Annotated in this window: 9 protein-coding genes; 1 reads left to right on the top strand and 8 read right to left on the bottom strand. The window is 75.9% G+C overall.

Annotated elements, in window-relative coordinates:
• Positions 1-21: 21 nt before the first annotated feature.
• The 3 genes from ABZ478_RS01560 to ABZ478_RS01570 all read right to left on the bottom strand — a co-directional run bounded on the left by ABZ478_RS01560 (position 22) and on the right by ABZ478_RS01570 (position 6,655).
• Complete coding sequence (locus ABZ478_RS01560; RefSeq protein ID WP_359544495.1) at positions 22-2,733, bottom strand: FtsX-like permease family protein; 2,712 nt, start codon at positions 2,731-2,733, stop codon at positions 22-24.
• Between the two features lies 1 nt (position 2,734).
• On the bottom strand, positions 2,735-6,094 hold the full coding sequence (locus ABZ478_RS01565) for an ABC transporter permease (RefSeq protein WP_359544496.1): 3,360 nt from the start codon (positions 6,092-6,094) through the stop codon (positions 2,735-2,737).
• Between the two features lie 156 nt (positions 6,095-6,250).
• Positions 6,251-6,655, bottom strand: coding sequence for a globin (locus ABZ478_RS01570; protein ID WP_359544497.1), 405 nt, complete (start codon positions 6,653-6,655; stop codon positions 6,251-6,253).
• Between the two features lie 95 nt (positions 6,656-6,750).
• Here ABZ478_RS01570 and ABZ478_RS01575 point away from each other — a divergent pair, with 95 nt between their 5' ends.
• Positions 6,751-7,728, top strand: a complete 978-nt coding sequence (locus ABZ478_RS01575; protein ID WP_359544498.1) for a methyltransferase domain-containing protein — start codon at positions 6,751-6,753, stop codon at positions 7,726-7,728.
• 6 nt (positions 7,729-7,734) lie between these two features.
• Here ABZ478_RS01575 and ABZ478_RS01580 read toward each other — a convergent pair whose 3' ends face one another.
• From ABZ478_RS01580 to ABZ478_RS01600, 5 genes are all read right to left on the bottom strand, one after another.
• Complete coding sequence (locus tag ABZ478_RS01580; RefSeq protein WP_359544499.1) at positions 7,735-9,102, bottom strand: FHA domain-containing protein; 1,368 nt, start codon at positions 9,100-9,102, stop codon at positions 7,735-7,737.
• Positions 9,103-9,179: 77 nt separating this feature from the next.
• The gene (locus tag ABZ478_RS01585) at positions 9,180-10,526 is read right to left on the bottom strand and encodes a VWA domain-containing protein (protein WP_359544500.1); all 1,347 of its coding nucleotides are present in this window, start codon (positions 10,524-10,526) and stop codon (positions 9,180-9,182) included.
• 102 nt (positions 10,527-10,628) lie between these two features.
• On the bottom strand, positions 10,629-11,966 hold the full coding sequence (locus tag ABZ478_RS01590) for a PP2C family serine/threonine-protein phosphatase (protein WP_359544501.1): 1,338 nt from the start codon (positions 11,964-11,966) through the stop codon (positions 10,629-10,631).
• A 3-nt stretch (positions 11,967-11,969) separates the two neighbouring features.
• Entirely contained in the window at positions 11,970-14,459 is a 2,490-nt protein-coding gene (locus ABZ478_RS01595) for a tetratricopeptide repeat protein (protein WP_359544502.1), read from the bottom strand.
• Positions 14,456-15,763 carry a hypothetical protein gene (locus ABZ478_RS01600; RefSeq protein WP_359544503.1) on the bottom strand — a complete coding sequence of 436 codons (1,308 nt, stop codon included), beginning with the start codon at positions 15,761-15,763 and terminating at the stop codon, positions 14,456-14,458. The genes ABZ478_RS01595 and ABZ478_RS01600 overlap by 4 nt, the downstream gene beginning before the upstream one ends.
• Between the last annotated feature and the right edge of the window lie 42 nt (positions 15,764-15,805).

Here is a 15,805-nt window from a genome sequence, read left to right on the forward strand (position 1 = left end):
CCGTGGCTGCGGGGCGCGCGGTCACTGGGGGTCTCCCGCCCGTAGTTCCCGGACCGAGCTCCGGCGGGTCGTCCACCAGGCCTGGGTGGCGGCGACTCCTACTGCCAGGGCCACGACCGTGAGGGCCGGGAGAATCAGGGACCACGGGTCCGGGCGGAGGACGGCCTCACCACCCGGCGTCTGGGACGAGGCCACGGCGATGGTCGTCAGGTCGATGCCGGGGGAGAGGACGTGGACGGCGGCCCAGCCGGTCAGGATGCCGCCGACCGCGGCGAGGAGGGCCTGCGGGAGCGACTCCAGGACGAGGAGGCGGCGGCCCTGGGCGCGGGTGAGCCCCATGGTGCGCAGGCGGGCGAGGAGCGCGGCGCGTTCCGGGGCCGCCCGCAGCAGCGCGAGGAGCAGGGCGAGGACGGCGAAGCCGGCACCCGCCGCCACCGCCGCCGTGTAGACGTGCCCGGCGCCGGTCTGCAGGGGCGAGTCGGCGTACCGGGCGCGCTCCTCGGTGAGGAGCCGGGCCGTGGCCGAGGCGGGGGCCGTGCGGCGCAGCGCGGCGGCGTCCGGGTGGGCGCCGGTCAGCAGCAGCGTCGTCGCCCGGGCGGCGGACGACGGCAGCCCGGCGCGGTCCACCACCAGGAAGTCACCGGCGGGCGCCGCCGGGGTGCGGTCGCGGACGGCGGTGATCCGGACGGTGACCGTGCTGCCGTCCGCGAGCCGCACCGAGAAGGGCTGCCGGGTGCCGTAGTTCCGTGCGACGGCCGGGGACGCGATGGCCGGCAACTGATGCCGGTCCGTGCCCTTCAGCTGCTTCGCCGTGATGGCCCCGAGGCCCGTCCGGGCCGTCAACCCGGCGTACGCGGGCGGGTCCACGCCCACCAGCGGCACGCTGTCCACGCCGTCCGTCGGCGTCGCCTCGTAGGTGATGGCCGCCGCGGTCACCCCGCGCACCCCGGGCACGGCGCCTACCCGGGCGGTCAGGCCGGCCGGCAGCGCGGTGGCCGAGTCCAGGCGGGCGTCGGCCCCGACGGTGAGCAGGGCCGCGTGGTCCCGGGCTCCGGCCACGCCCACCAGGACCGAGCCTCCGAAGGCCGCCGTGGTCAGGGCGGTCAGCAGGGCCAGCAGGGGCATTGCCGCCGAGGCCCGGGTGCGGCCGGCGCGGGCCAGGGAGAGCGGGGCCACCGGGCCGCGCAGCCGGCCGGCCGGGCGGGCCAGGCGGCGCAGCAGCGGCGGGTAGAGGCGGAGCAGCAGCAGGGCCGCGATGACACCGGTCAACACCGGCGCCAGAGACACCAGTTGACCTGCGGAGGTGCCCCGGGCGCGCAGGGTGGCCACCGCCCCGGCCGCCAGCGCCAGCAGGGTCAGCTCGGCGACCGTGCGGCGGCGGGAGGGGCGTACCGAGGCCATGTCCTCCCGGGGGCCCGTCAGCCGCACCGAGCGGTGGGTGAGCGCGGCGTGCACCGGGAGGGCGGCGCAGGCGGTCAGGGTGACGGCGAGGGCGGCGGCGACGGCGTGACCGGCGCGGGCGCCGGGCAGGAGGACGAGGGCGGCCGCGAGGCCCAGCGCCCCGGCGGGGACGGCGACCACGGCGGTCTCGGCCAGCAGCCGGCCGGTGAGGCCGGGCAGGGAGACGCCCCGGGCGCGCAGCAGGGCGAGTTCGGCGTGGCGCCGCTCGGCGGCCAGGCCGCCCGCCATGAGCAGGACGACGGCGGCGACCGTGGCGGTGCCGGAGGCGGCCACCCCGACCAGCGGGGAGATGCCCGAGCGCAGCCGCCCGAAGGCGATGACCACGTCGTCCAGACCGGTACTCACGGTCAGTTCCGGATCGGCGAGGGAACGGGCCCGCCGCAGGTCCGGGCCGGATTCCAGCGACGCGACGCCGGACCGCAGCCGGTCCAAGTCATGGGCCTGCCCGTCGGCGGTGTCCGGAGCGAAGTGCCAGTAGCGGAAGGCGTTCCTTCCGGTGCCCAGCACGGTGAGGGTCGCCTTCGGGGAGAGCAGGAGCGCGCCGTGCCAGTACGTCTGCGGCGGGCCGGGCTCGGGCAGTCGTTCCAGCGCGGGCGTGCGCAGCAGTGGCACCGTCGACCAGTAGGCGCCGGCCGGGTCGCGCGGGGCGACGATCCCGGTGATCCGGACGGAGAGGGGGCCGCTGGGCCGGGGCACGTGGATGACCGAACCCAGCTTGATGTGCATGGCCTTGGCGGTGGCGGTGGAGACGGCGGCCTCCGCCTCGTCCACGTCCGGCCGGCCCGTGGCGCGGGGCAGCCGGCCCTCGCTGACGCGTGCGTGTCCGGCCAGGCCGCTCTGCGCGACCAGCGTGACCTCGGCGGGCAGTCCGGTCGGGCGGGGGAGCCACGGTTCGAGCGCCGGGCTGCCGTCGTCGGTGGTGGTGCCGTACGCCGACTGGGCACGGTCGACGGACACCGAACCGTCCACCACGGGCAGCAGCTTCCCGAACCGCCGTTCGACGGCCTCGGGGCTGAACGAGACGTCCGGATCCTCGCCGGACTCGCCGTACTCCGGTATCGACGCGGTCGCCCGTACGGTGGTGCGCTCGGGGCCCGCCTGGCCGAGGGAGTGCCGCAGGCCCGCGTCCTCGTACCGGTCCACCGCGCGCGGCAGCGCGCCCGCCAGGCAGGAGGTCAGCGCGACCAGCAGCGCGAGCGCCGGCGCGGCACCGGGAGCGGCCCGCAGCCGGGTCCGTACCCAGGGCGCGACCACGGACGGTACGGAACGCACGTCACTCACCCCCGTGTCCACGCAGTGCCCGGGCCGGATCGGCCCGGCGCAGCGCCGTCACCACGGCCACCGCCAGCGGCGCCGCGGCGACGCCCGCCAGCAGCAACGCCACCTGTCCGGGAGGCAGTCGCACCAGCAGCCCGGGTACGGGCCGGGTGGCCTCGCCGGTCAGCACGATCAATGGCAGTACTCCCCGGGCCAGTACGGTGCCCAGGACCGCGCCCACCACGAGGGCCAGGCCCACCAGTACGGCGAGTTCGGCGGCGACGGTCCGGGCCAGCCGGCGGCGCGGGGCACCGAGGGCGCGCAGTACCGCGAAGTCCGCCTCGCGTGCCCGCAGCGAGCCGGCGGCGCCCACCGCGAAGCCGACCGCGGCGAGCGCCGCCGCCACCACGGCGGCCGCGGTGAACGCGGCCGTGGGCCCGGCGCCGAAGGGGTCCTCGCGCAGCTCGGCGGCGATCTCGTCGCGGACCACCACCTGTTCCGGGTCGACGTCCGGCAGCGCCCGTACCGCGGCGGCCACCCGGGCCGCGTTACCGGGCGCCGTCCGCAGCCACCACTCGTTCGGGGCGGCGCTCTCCCCGTACCGCGCCTGCAGCGCCCGGTTCGCGGCGCGCAGGTCGACCAGCACCGCGCCGCCGTCGTGGTCGATGGCGGCCGGGGTTCCGGTGGAGGGCAGCGCCCGTACCGACCGGACGATCCGCACCGTCAGGCTCTCGCCGCCGACGGTGACGTCCAGGCGCTGGCCGGTGCGGGCGCCCGCCGAGGTCAGGAACCGGTCGGTCGCGACGGCCCGTACCTCGGGCGGCGCGGGCCGCGCCACCTGGAACCGCACGGACACCGTGGCGACCGTCCAGATGTCGGGATCCGGCAGGTAGCCGGTGCCGTAGGAGAAGGCCAGGGGACGGGTGGAGACGACCCGGGGCCGGGTGGGGTCCGTGCGCGGGGACGGGACGGCCGCGCCGCCGGTCTCCACGGCCGTGGTCCAGGAAGCCGGCAGGGCGAGCGGGCTCCGGGTTCCGTCGGTGGCCTCGGCGGTCAGGTCCTGGATCGTGATCCGGTGCCGCTCGGCGCGCCCGGCGGGCTGGGGCATGTCGAGCCGTAGCCCGGTGAGCAGCGCCGGGCCGGCGGCGGAGCCGAGGTCGAGGACGAGGGTGTGCGGGCGGCCGTCGGCCGGCAGCGGTCCGGCCGGCATCGAGTACGACACCCCGGCCGCGTCCTCCAGCCGGACCGTGACCTGGGCGGTCGTCCCGGGCCCGGTGGAGCTGCGCAGGCCCGCCGTCAGCCGCAGCCGGGCGGTGTGGGCCGGTACCCGGGCCCCCGCCGGGGGGTCCTTCGGCGTCAGCCCGGCCAGCAGTGACTTCACGGGTTCGTCCGCGAGGTCCGGGCGCATCAGCAGCGCGCTCGCCGCGTGCGCGGTGTCCACGGCCAGCACGGTCGCCGTACGGTCACCGGACAGGCCCTGCTCGCCGCGTTCGACGGGCACCGCCTCGCGGACCTGCGGCAGGGCCGAGTAGACCTCCGTACGGCCGAGTCCGCCCTGCCCGGCGTCCAGCACCCGCACCGGTGCCCCGGCGCGGAAGTCGGCCTGGTCGTCCTGCGAGCGGTTCCAGGAGGCACCCTGGCCGATGGCCAGCATGCCGAGCGCGACGGCGAGCACCAGCAGCAGCACCGGCCCCGCCGCGCGCGCGGTGCGGCGGCTGAACTGCCAGCCGGCCAGCGCCGCCGGCAGCCCCCGGCCGGCCGCCGCCCACCGTTCCGCGAGCCGCGCCACCGGCGGCAGCAGCCGCAGCGTCAGCACGGTCCCGGCGAGCAGCGCCAGCGCGGGCGCGGCGACCAGCAGCGGATCCACCCCGAGCGTCCCCGACCGGTCGGTGGCTACGCCCCCGGAGCCTTGCTGCCCCAACTGCCAGTAGGCGACCCCGGCCACGGCGAGCAGGCCCATGTCGGCGCCCGCGCGGAGCGGGGTGGGAACGAGCCCGCCGCCCGCGCGGCGAGGCCGGGCCCCGTGCGGGCCCCCGGATCGGCGCACGCGGAACCGGGGAGCGCGCGGACCGCGTGCCCGGCCGGACTCCGCGCCCCGCCGCCCGCGACGGCCGGAGGGTTCCGCGCCGGTGCCCGTCAGCGCGGGGAGTGTCACCGTCAGCGCGCAGCCCAGGGCCACCGCCACCGCCACCAGCCACACCCCGGGGCTCCCGGCGGGCGGGAGGTCGAGGCGCAGGTCGAGACCGGCCAGCGGGCCGCGGTCGGTGAGCAGGGTGGTGAGCGGTCCGGCGAGGAACGGCGCGCAGAGGGCCGCGGGGAGGGCGAGCAGCAGGGACTCGGCCCCGGCGAGGGCCGCGATCCGGGGGCGGGACGCGCCGCGCGCCCTGAGCAGCCGGGTCTCGGCGACCCGTTCGGCGCTCAGCAGCCGGGCCACCAGCAGCAGCGCGTACCCGCCGAGCAGCACCAGCTGGAGCGCGACGATCAGCAGGGTGGAGCGGGCGACGAGCAGCGAGCGGTCGATGCGGTCCAGCACGTCCGGCAGCGAGGTAGTCACCGCCGTGGCACCGCGCAGGGCGGTGGCCTTGCGCAGGTCCCCGCTCCCCGCCCGTACGGCTTCGCGCAGTTCGCCCGTGCGCCCGGTCGTCATCGTGCCGAAGTCGGCCGACGCCAGCCAGGCCGTCCCACCGGTGCTCACCCGTTTGCCGGCGAGGACCGAGGGATCGGCGAGCATCGGACCGTACGTGGTGAAGCCGGACCTCTTCACACCGCGGCCGAGCAGGTCGTCCAGCCGCCAGTACGACGCGGTGGTGGCGGCGGGCCGATAGAGCCCGGTGACGCGCACCCGGACCTTCCGGTCGCCGAGCCGGTCGGCCAGGGTGAGGCGGTCGCCCGGTCCGAGGCCGAGCGGCCGGGCGGCGGCCTGCGGGACGGCCACCTCGATCTCGCCGGCCCCGCGCCCCGGGAGCCGCCCGGCGGTGGGCCGCACCTGGGTGTGGTCCAGCGCCGCGAAGTAGGTCAGGTCCGGGTCGCCCGAGCGCCGCGCGGGCGGCCGCAGGGACAGGGGCAGCGCGTACGGGCCGGAGCGGCGCAGCGTCCGCACGGTCACCGGCAGCCCGTCGTAGGTGTTCCGGGCGCCCTCGCGCACGGCGGTGTCGGCGGCGGCGCGCTGCCCGGCGGGGACGTCGGCCTTGACGATCAGCGCCGTTGCGGCCGCGTTGCGCGGGTCGTTCAGCACGTGGCGCATCGCCGCGGTGCCGATCGCGCCCGAGTACGCCGTGAGCGTGGCCAGCACGGCGGTGGTCAGCAGCACCGTGAGCAGCGCGGAGCCGAGCAGCAGGCGGTGTGCCCGCGCGCGTGAGACGACGAACCCCGTCACCCGACCCCCGTGTCGTCCGGACTTCCGCAAGCGCTCTGTCGATCTCGGCTGATGCTCGCAGAGGGGGCCGGTCACGGGTAACCGGTTGCCGACCGGTCTATACCGGATCGTGACCGGAATCCGGCGCCCAATGCACGGAATCCGGGATTCAGCCGGTCAGTCGGGGGTGTTGATCATCGACTGCGCCGCGTACGTCAGGTAGTTCCACAGCGTGCGCTCGTGCTCCTCGGTCAGGCCCAGCTCGTCGACGGCGACCCGCATGTGCTTCAGCCAGGCGTCGTGGGCGGCACGGTTCACGGTGAACGGCACGTGCCGCATGCGCAGCCGCGGGTGGCCGCGGCTCTCGCTGTAGGTGCTGGGGCCGCCCCAGTACTGGATGAGGAACAGGGTCAGCCGGTCCTCGGCCGGGCCCAGGTCCTCCTCCGGGTACATCGGCTTCAGGAGCGGGTCCTCGGCGACCCCCTCGTAGAAACGGTGGACGAGCCGGCGGAAGGTCTCCTCCCCGCCGACCTGCTCGTAGAACGTCTGCTCCTGAAGCGTGCCGCGCCGAATCTCATTCACCCGTCCATCGTCTCAGACCGGGTGACCCAGGACTCCAGGCCTAGGACCCGGTCCGTCCGGGGCTCCTCGGCACACCGCGCCCCTACTGTGGGGGTATGGGCGCCTACGACACCGGGATCGAACGTCTGGCCACCGTGGCGCGGGCCGCGCTGGTGCGGGAGATCGACGCCGAGGGGTCCTGGGCCGAGGACCCGGTGTGGCGGGAGGCGTTCGCGGCGGTGCCCCGGCACCTGTTCGTGCCGTACTACTACGTCGGGGTCAGGGGCGGCTACGAACGCCGCTGGGGGCAGAGCCCGGACCCCGAGGCCCGGGAGCGCTGGGTGTGCGGCGCCTACGCCGACACCCCGCTGGCGACCCGGCTGCGCGACGGCGAACTGCTCTCCTCCAGCAGCCAGCCCTCCCTGATGGCGCTGATGCTGGCCGCGCTGCGCGTCGAGGACGGCGACCGGGTCCTGGAGGTGGGCGCCGGCACCGGCTACAACGCCGCTCTGCTCGCCCACCGGCTCGGCGACGACGACCTCGTCACCACCGTCGACCTCGACCCGGAGATCACCGAGTCGGCCCGGCAGCACCTGGCGGCGGCCGGTCACCACCCGGCCGTCGTCACCGGCGACGGCGCCCGGGGAGTGCCGGAGCGCGCGCCCTTCGACCGGATCATCGCCACCTGCGGGCTGCCCACGGTGCCGGGCGCCTGGCTCGCCCAGTGCCGGCCCGGAGGGCGGATCCTGACGCCGCTGGCCACCGGTCTGCTCGCCCTCACCGTCCGCGACCCCGGGCACGCCGAGGGCCGCTTCCTGCCCACGGCCGCCTACTTCGTGCCGCTGCGCGGCGCGGGCCGGGCGGAAGCGGAGGCGGTGTCCCTGAGCGGGCTGCCCGGCCGGGCCGGCGAGCAGGAGGCGTTCCGGTTCCTGCTCGACCTGACCCGGGGCACGCTGGACCCGCGGGCGGCACACGCGCTGTGGGAGCGCGAGGGCTGTCCCGACCGGGAGCGCTACGGCGTCACGGTCGGCGACGGGCGCACCTGGGCCTGGCTGGACGACCCGGAGGGGCCGTACGCCTGGCCCCTCCCGTGAGGCGCCTCAGCCCCTGCGGACGGTGATCGTCGTCCAGGCGCCCACGTGCACCCGGTCGCCGTCCTGCAGCGGCACCGGCACGAACGGCTGGATCGGCTCGTCGGAGCCGTTGACCGTGGTGCCGTTCGTCGAGTTCTGGTCGACGACCGCCCAGTTGCCGTCCGGCTGCTGCACCAGCACCGCGTGCTGGTGCGAGACGCCCGGGTCCTCCGGCGGCACGGACAGGTCGATGTCGGGGGTGTCGCCGGTGGAGTGCCGGCGACGGCCGATGGTGACCTGGTTGCCGCTGAGCGTGCGCTGCTGCTCGGGCGAGTAGGCGGGCAGGTTCAGGCCCGCGGCCTCGGGACCGGAGCGCTGCATCATCGCCATGAAGTAGTCGCGGTCCGGGCCGATGGTCGCGGTCCAGGTGGCAGGGCCCTGCGCGGCCTGCGGGAAGCCATGGCCGGGCGGGGCCTGGGTGGCGCCGGGCTGCGGGTAGCCGTAGCCGCCGCCGGGGCCACCGGGGCCGGCGGACGGCGGGGAGATCACCCAGTCGTCCTCACCGCCGCCGAAGGGCCCGCCGCCGGCCGGGGGCCGGGTCTGCTGGGGGAAGGCGGGCGCGCCGGGCTGCTGGAAGGCCTGCGGCGGACCGCCGGCCGGGCCGCCGGGACCCGCGGGCGGGGTCGGGCCGGGCGGCGGCGGAACCGTACGGGAGGGGTCGCCACCGAAGCCGGAGGGGCCGGGACCACCGGGGCCGCCCGGACCACCGGGCTCACGGCCGAACGGCGGCGGGCCGCCCGGACCACCGGGACCGCCCGGACCGCTCCCGAAACCGGAGGGACCGCCGGGGCCACCGGGGCCGCCCGGGCCCTGCTGCCCCGGTACGCCCCCGAACGGCGGCTGACCGGCCGGCGGCCGGCCGCCGCCACCGAAGCCGGACGGACCGCGCTCGCCGGCGAACGGCGTCGGGCCCGACGGCTCGCTGCCGAAGGACGGGATCGGCTCGGCGGGCCGGTTCACCTGCGAGGGACGTGAGCCCTGGTACTCGTACGAGTCACCGCCGCCGTACGTCGTGCTCGGCGGCTCGAAGCGGGGCTGCGGCGTGCGCGGGGCGGCCGGGGTGTACGAAGTGGCCGTGTTGGTCAGGAAGTTCCACCGGCACTCCTCGCAGAACGGCGCGCCGCCCTCGCGGGGCGTGCGGCACTGCGGGCACAGCTCCGGCTCGTGGCCGCCGGGCGGGCGGCCGCCGGACTGGGCGCCCTGCGGCGGGAAGCCGTAGCCACCGCCGGGCGGGGGCGGCGGAGGGGGCGGGGGTACGGCACCGGCCATGCGGTGACCGCAGACCTCGCACCAGTCGTCGGAACCCGACTGGTGTCCGTTCGGGCAGGTCGGCATGTCGGCGCTTCCCCTTCTCCTGAGGGTCCTCCGGTACGTCCGGATCTCTTCCTGGTCGTCCCGCGGTCTCCCGCGGGTCACTTCTTTACACGAACAGTCTTTGTGGACCGGGTCTCGAGGGTCATCTCGTCGGCCTCCGCGACCTTCGCCTTCAACCGCACAGTACCTGTCGCGGCGTCGACCACGTCCACCACCTTCGAAAGGAGTTTCGCGGTGTCCGCGTTGCCCGAGGCGCTCGCGAGCTGAACGGCGCGCCCCAGTTTGGCCGTTGCCCGCTCGAAATCGCCCGCTTTGCGAAGGTCCAGGCCCTGCTGGATGGCCTGCGCCAGTTCGGCCTGCCCGGTGTAGTGGGCGACCTGGGGATTGATGGAGGTGGAGGCCGCCATGTCGTCGGTCCACACCGCCCTGACCAGCCCCTGGCCGCCGAGGTTGCGCACCTCCCCGTCCGGCTGCGGCACGACCAGGGAGATCCGGGCGGCCAGCATCTCCTGGCCGAGACCGGCCGCCGGAACCTCCACGCACAGGTGGTAGTCGCGCGACTCGTCACCCCAGGACCCGGTGGGATAGTCCCCGGCCCGCGGTCCCGCCTCGGTGCGGCGGTCCGTCAACTCCTCGACGGCGGGCGCCACTTGCTTGACGAACCGGAGGTTCGCGCCGGCCGGGGTCCACACCCGCAGCGCCACGTCGGCGACCTCCTTGCCCATCGCCTTCTCCATCATCCGCGTGAAGTCGGCGGCCAGCCCCGCCGGGTCGGCGACGATGTCGGCGGTGCCGAGCAGCGCGGAGGCGATGCCTGTGACTTCTTTCACTTCCCAGTCGGTGCCCACGCCACGCGCGTCACAGGTGAACCGGCCGGCGCACTCGTCCAGTGCCGCCCGCAGGTCCTGCGGCGACTCGTGCTCGTTGCGGCCGTCGGTCAGCAGGATGCCGTGCCGGATGGCCACGTCCGCCGAGGACAGCAGTCGGTCGGCGAGCCGCAGCCAGGTGCCGATGGCCGTGCCGCCGCCCGCACCGAGCCGGCGCAACGCCTGCTTGGCCTGCTCGCGGGTGGTGGCGTCGGCGACCGCGAGCCGCCCGCCGCCCGGGTAGACGTCTCTGGCCACGTGCGTACCGCCGACCACCGCGAAGTGCACCCCGTCGCGCAGGGTGTCGATCGCGGCGGCCGTGGCGTCCCTGGCGTTGCGCATCTTGGTCGGCGGATAGTCCATGGAGCCCGAGCAGTCGACCATGAGGGCGACCGCCGCGGAGGGCCCCTGGCCGGGCGCGTACAGGTGCGGGGCCGCGACGGCGCCGCCCACCGTGCCGCCGCCGGTGGCGGTCACGGTGACGATGGCGTTGACCTCACGGCCGCCCTCGGGCAGGTACTCGTTCTGGTAGACGTCGACCGAGAACTGCGGGACGTTCGGCTTGGCGAAATTGGCCATGACTGTTCAGATCCCCCTGTGACGCCCCGCTGGCGCGAGGCAATGCCGTTGGACGGACCGGTCCCCTCCGGCCCGCCGGGACTTCCCCGTGGTGGTGCGGCCTCAGGCCGATCCTGCCCCCTGCGGCGGTGCGGGGAACGGCACGACGGCCACTGTTACGTTGTCGTGGCCCCCGCCGTCCAGGGCGTGGCCGACCAGAACCTGGGCGCTGTGCAGCGGACGGGCGGCCGCGTCCGCGGGTACGACCTCGGCCATCTCCTCGGCCGTCTCGGCGTAGTTCCACAGACCGTCGGTGCACACCAGGACGACTCCGGGCCGGTCCGGCTTGAAGGCGGCGGTGTGCGGCTCCAGTTCGTAGGCGTCCGCGCCGAGCCAGCCGGTGATCGCGTGGGCGCGCTCGTCGGCGTACGCCTGCGCCTCGCTCATCAGGCCGGCCGCGACCATCTGCGCGGCCCAGGAGTCGTCCTCGGTGAGCCGGGCCGGGGGCGCGGACCTGTCGTCCGGCACCCAGTAGACGCGGCTGTCGCCCACCCAGCCGACCACCAGCAGCCCGCCCGTGACGATCGCGCCGACGATGGTGCACGCCGGGGAGTTCTGGTGCGGGTCGTGCTCGCGCGCCGCCTCGGGCTCCTCGGCCAGGGAGTTGACGGCCTGTGCGGCGGCGACGATCGCCTCGTGCATCGCCGCCTGCGGGTGGGTGCCGCGGGGCAGGGCGGCCAGCAGGGTGTCGACGGCCGCCTGCGAGGCGGCCATCGACGCCTCGTCCGGCCGGGTCGCCGAGGACACACCGTCGCACACGATGGCCAGCGTCGCGGGGGAGCCGTCGGGCAGCGCGGTGTGGGCGACGCCGAACGCGTCCTCGTTGCGGTGGTGGCGCAGGCCGCGGTCGCTGACCGCGGCGACCGGGCCCGACTCCCGCTCCATGCGGTCGCGTTCCCGGGGCTGGGCGTGCCCGCAGTTCTCGCAGTAGCCGTCGTCGTCCACCCGCCCGGCCCGGCAGGCCACGCAGACCTGCGCGGGATCAGCGGCCGGGTCGGGAGCGGCCGGCGCCGAGGGCGCGGCGGGACCGGCCGAGGCACGCGGGTCGGGGGCCTGCAGCGGGTACTCGTCGGGCTCCGGGCGCCGGTCGAAGCGGACGCCGGGCGCGGCCGGCTCCTCGTGGTGCAGCGCGTTGCCGCCCGAGTCGGTGCCGGGCACATCGGTCGACGAGTGCGCCGCCGGCTGGGTGCTGCCGGAACCGGCGGGCTCCGGGGCCGGCCAGTCCACGCCGTCCCCGGTCCCGGCGGAGCCGGTCATGGTGAGGGTCGGGTGGTCCTGCGGCGCGGCGGGCACGACGGACAGGTCGTATCCGCACGCGCCGCAGAAGAGGTCACCCGACTCGAGCGGCTCGGCACAGCTCGGGCACTTCGCCAGTGCGGCCTGCTGGGGCATCTGTGACATCAACTACACCCACGTCCGGGGGCGGTAACGGTTGGCCCGTTCCACCAGCTCGATCCTCTCCTCGCCGCCGGGCGCCAGCCTGGCCAGCGTGCGGTACGCGCGTTCCAGGCCGAAGCGCAGGCCCCGTTCGTCCAGACCGCTGCCGAGCACCCGCCGTCCGCCGGCGGCCGGCGGGACGGTGTCCCGGCCTGTGGAGAGTACCCAGTCCAGCGCGCTGCCGAGCACTTCGGCGGACAACTGCTCGCGGCGTGCCGGGTCCAGACCGTACGCGTCCAGCGCCTCGACCTGCCCGGCGGCGGCCGTCAGGTCGTCGAGGAACGGTACGTCACCGGCGCCCGGCGTACGCCCGCGCAGCCGGGCCCGGACGGCGGCGACCCGGGCGGCCGTGTAGTGGATGGACGACTCGGGCACCGACTCCAGGGTGCCGACGGCACCACTCCGGTCACCGGCCGCGAGCCGCACCCGGGCCAGCCCGAAGGCGGCGCTGACGAAACTCGGGTCGGTCGACCACACCAGGCGGTAGTACTCGGCCGCGTTGTCCAACTGGCCCAGCACCTCCGCGCACAGGCCGAGCGCCAGCTTGGGCGCGGCCTCGCCGGGGAAGGCGTCGTAGATCGCGTCGAAGCCCAGCGCGGCACCCTCGAAGTCCCCGGTGACCAGCGCCGCCACCCCGCGGTACCAGACCACCCGCCAGTCGTCGGGCCGTTCGCCCTCCAGCTCGTTCAGGGCCGTGAGCGCGGCCCGGTGGTCGCCGCTCTCCAGCCGGGCCCTGAGCTGCCGCAGCCGCGACTCCACGCTCGGCGCGGGCGCCGCGTCCAGGGCGCTGATCAGCTCGGCCGGCGCGGACGCCATGAGCCCGGCCAGGAAACCGGCGTTGGGGTCGTTCGGGTCGACCAGCGGCACCGGCAGCGCCAGGGCGGCGGCGGCCGTGTCCACGGGCCTGACGACGGCCGGCCCGGGCAGCGCGGCGGCCGGTACGGCACCGCGCGCCGGACGCGCCCCGAGCAGCGACACGTCCCCGTGCGCCTTCGGGAACAGCTCCGTGTCGACGACCTTCACCTCGGGCCCGAACAGCGTGGACAGAGCGGGTCTGGCCTGCCCGGTCTGCAGGGAGACGACCTCGCGGAGCACGCCGGTCAGCTGCTCCGACATCTCCTGCGCGGAGGCGAACCGGCGGGCCGGGTCGGGGTCGGTGGCGCGGACGAGGAGCCGGTAGTAGGACTCGTAGCGGTGGAAGACCTCGATGTTGTCCGGGTCGGGCAGGGAGTCCACGAAGACGTTCGTGTAGCCCTGGAAGTCGAAGGTGAGGACGGCGAGCGTACGGCCCACCGTGTACAGGTCGCTGGCCACCGACGGGCCGACGTCCGCGACCTCCGGCGCCTGGTAGCCGACCGTGCCGTAGATCGCCGACTCGTCGTCGTCCATGCGGCGCACGGCGCCCATGTCGATCAGCTTGAGCTGGTCCTCGGTCTGGATGGCGTTGTCGACCTTGAAGTCGCAGTACAGCAGGTTGCGGCTGTGCAGATGGCCGAGCGCCTCCAGGGCCTCGATGCCGTACGCGCAGCCCTGCTCCACCGGCAGCGGGTCACGTCTGCCGTCGGGCGTGCGGCGGGCGTTGGCGATCTCCTTCAGCGACTTGCCGCCGACGTACTCCATGACGATGTAGCCGTCGAGGGAGCCGGTGCGCTGGTCGAGGTGCTCGACGAAGTTGTAGATCCGCACGATGTTGGCGTGCTCGATCTCCGCGAGGAACCGCCGCTCGGAGATGGCCGCCGCCATCGCGTCCTGGTCGCCGGTGTCCAGCAGGCCCTTGAGCACCACCCACCGGTCGGACACGGCCCGGTCCACGGCGAGGTAGACCCAGCCGAGGCCGCCGTGCGCGAGACAGCCCGCGACCTCGTACTGGCCGTGCACGATGTCCCCGGCCTTCAGCTTCGGCACGAACGAGTACGGGTGCCCGCACTTGGTGCAGAACCCCTCCGTGCGTCCCGGCCGCTCGCCCCGGGCGCGCCCGACCGGCGCCCCGCAGTCGGACCGCGAGCAGAACCGCTTGCGCTCGGGCACCTCCGGGTTCTCCAGCACCATCGCGCGCGGGTCGGGCCGCGGCACCTGCGGCACCGAGACCAGCCCGGCGCCGAGCCGGCCGCGGGTCGAGGTGCCGGAGGACGCGCCGGAGCTGCGCACCGACACCGAGCGGGCGCTGGAGCCGCCCGACAGGGAGCGCGACAGCCGCCCCGACACCGAGCGCCGCGACCTCGACGACTGCGAGGAGGTGCGCGTACTGCGAGAGCCGGCGCCCGAACCGCCGCTCGCCGCCGAGCCCTTCGTGACGCCCGTGGCCGGCGAGCCGACCATGCCTCCCCCGGAGGGGGGACCCCCAGGCGACACGACCGGGGCAAGACCGCAGGTGTCGCAGTACAGCTCGCCGCCGCCGACGTCCTCGTAGGAGCCCTCGCAGCCGGGCCGCTGGCACGTCCGCTGTGCCTGACTCATGACGACTCACCTCTACGGTCCTCGGGTCCGCCCTGCCGGGGGACGCCCGGTGCGCCGAGCAGCTCGGCCGCCGCCTGCTGGTAGCGCAGCACGGCCTGTTCGGCGACGCGCAGGTCGCAGGGGGCGCTCCACAGCATCCGACGGGCCGCGTCGTACCGCTCGACCAGCAGCGGGTCCTCGGCGAGGCCGTTGCGGGTGGTCTTCGCCCGGTACGCGTCCAGCCGGCCGCGCAGCTCGGCGCGGACCGCGAGCGGCGCGGTCACGGCGGTCAGCGACTCACGCGCGCGCAGCAGTTCGTCGTCGGCCTTCCGCTCCAGGGACTCCAGCAGCGGGGAGAGCCGGTGCCACTGCGCGTGCCGCCGGTACTCGGCGGCCGCGGCCAGCTGCTCCTGCAGCGCGGTCGGCGGTCCGCTGACCACCGGCACCTCGGTCGCCGCGATCTTCGCCAGCACCTCTCCGCGCGCGGTGCGCGCCTCGGCGAGGGTGCGGTCCGCGCGGGAGAGCACGTCCCGCAGCCGGATCAGCCGCGCCTCCGCGTCCTGCCGGACCGTCAGCACCGCGTCGATCTCCCGCCGCACGTCCTCCAGGGCGCGCGCCTCGCGGTCGTACACCGTGGTGTCCGGACGCCCGCCGCCGGGCGCCGAACTGCCCTCGGCCCGCACCCAGAAGGCGAGCGGGTCGGAGACCACGTCCGCGCGCAGGGCGGTCAGCGTGCGCGTGATGTGCTCCAGGTCGTCACCGGCCGGGTGCTCGCCCGGGCGGACGCCGACGGAGTGCGCGAGCCTGCGGGTGCGCTGGAGCTCCGCGGCGAGTAAATCGATCCGGGCGGGCAGCGCCGACCAGACCGCGTCGGCGGTGACGACCAGGTCGAGCGAGGACGCGTACAGCTCGTTCATCCGGTCGACCAGGGTGGTGAGCGAGAAGCTCTCGCTGAGCTTCGCGGTGGCCGCGGGACCGGTGCCGCCGGGCACGGTGACGGAAGCGCCGCGCAGCAGCTCGGTCAGCTCCGCCAGGTCCTCGCGGCTGGACCAGCGGCGCCGGGCGCGGATCTCCCGGGCGGAGCGCAGCGCCGCGGTGTAGGCGTCGAAGTACGCCCACAGCAGGGTGATCGACGCCTCGGTGGCCTGCCAGCGGAGCTGGGTGACGCCGGTCAGCTCGGCGCCTTCGAGGAGTCTGCGGCCCGCGTGGTCCTGGAGGGCGAGCAGCGAGGTCTCGATCGCCTCGTGCTCCGCGCCGAGCCGCGCCAGCGCACGGTCCACCTCGTCCCGGTCCATCACCGGCCCGGCGGGGTCCGTGACGCCCATCGATCACCTCTCGCTGCTGTGTGGTTGGCCTGGGTCGGGTCG

This window comes from Streptomyces sp. NPDC005706 (assembly GCF_040631045.1).
Lineage (GTDB): Bacteria > Actinomycetota > Actinomycetes > Streptomycetales > Streptomycetaceae > Streptomyces.

Excerpts from the sequence above, each read along its gene's own strand:
- ABZ478_RS01585 (WP_359544500.1), bottom strand. The coding sequence starts at position 10,526 with ATGGCCAATTTCGCCAAGCCGAACGTCCCGCAGTTCTCGGTCGACGTC.
- ABZ478_RS01575 (WP_359544498.1), top strand. The coding sequence starts at position 6,751 with ATGGGCGCCTACGACACCGGGATCGAACGTCTGGCCACCGTGGCGCGG.
- ABZ478_RS01600 (WP_359544503.1), bottom strand. The coding sequence starts at position 15,763 with ATGGGCGTCACGGACCCCGCCGGGCCGGTGATGGACCGGGACGAGGTG.
- ABZ478_RS01590 (WP_359544501.1), bottom strand. The coding sequence starts at position 11,966 with ATGTCACAGATGCCCCAGCAGGCCGCACTGGCGAAGTGCCCGAGCTGT.
- ABZ478_RS01595 (WP_359544502.1), bottom strand. The coding sequence starts at position 14,459 with ATGAGTCAGGCACAGCGGACGTGCCAGCGGCCCGGCTGCGAGGGCTCC.
- ABZ478_RS01580 (WP_359544499.1), bottom strand. The coding sequence starts at position 9,102 with ATGCCGACCTGCCCGAACGGACACCAGTCGGGTTCCGACGACTGGTGC.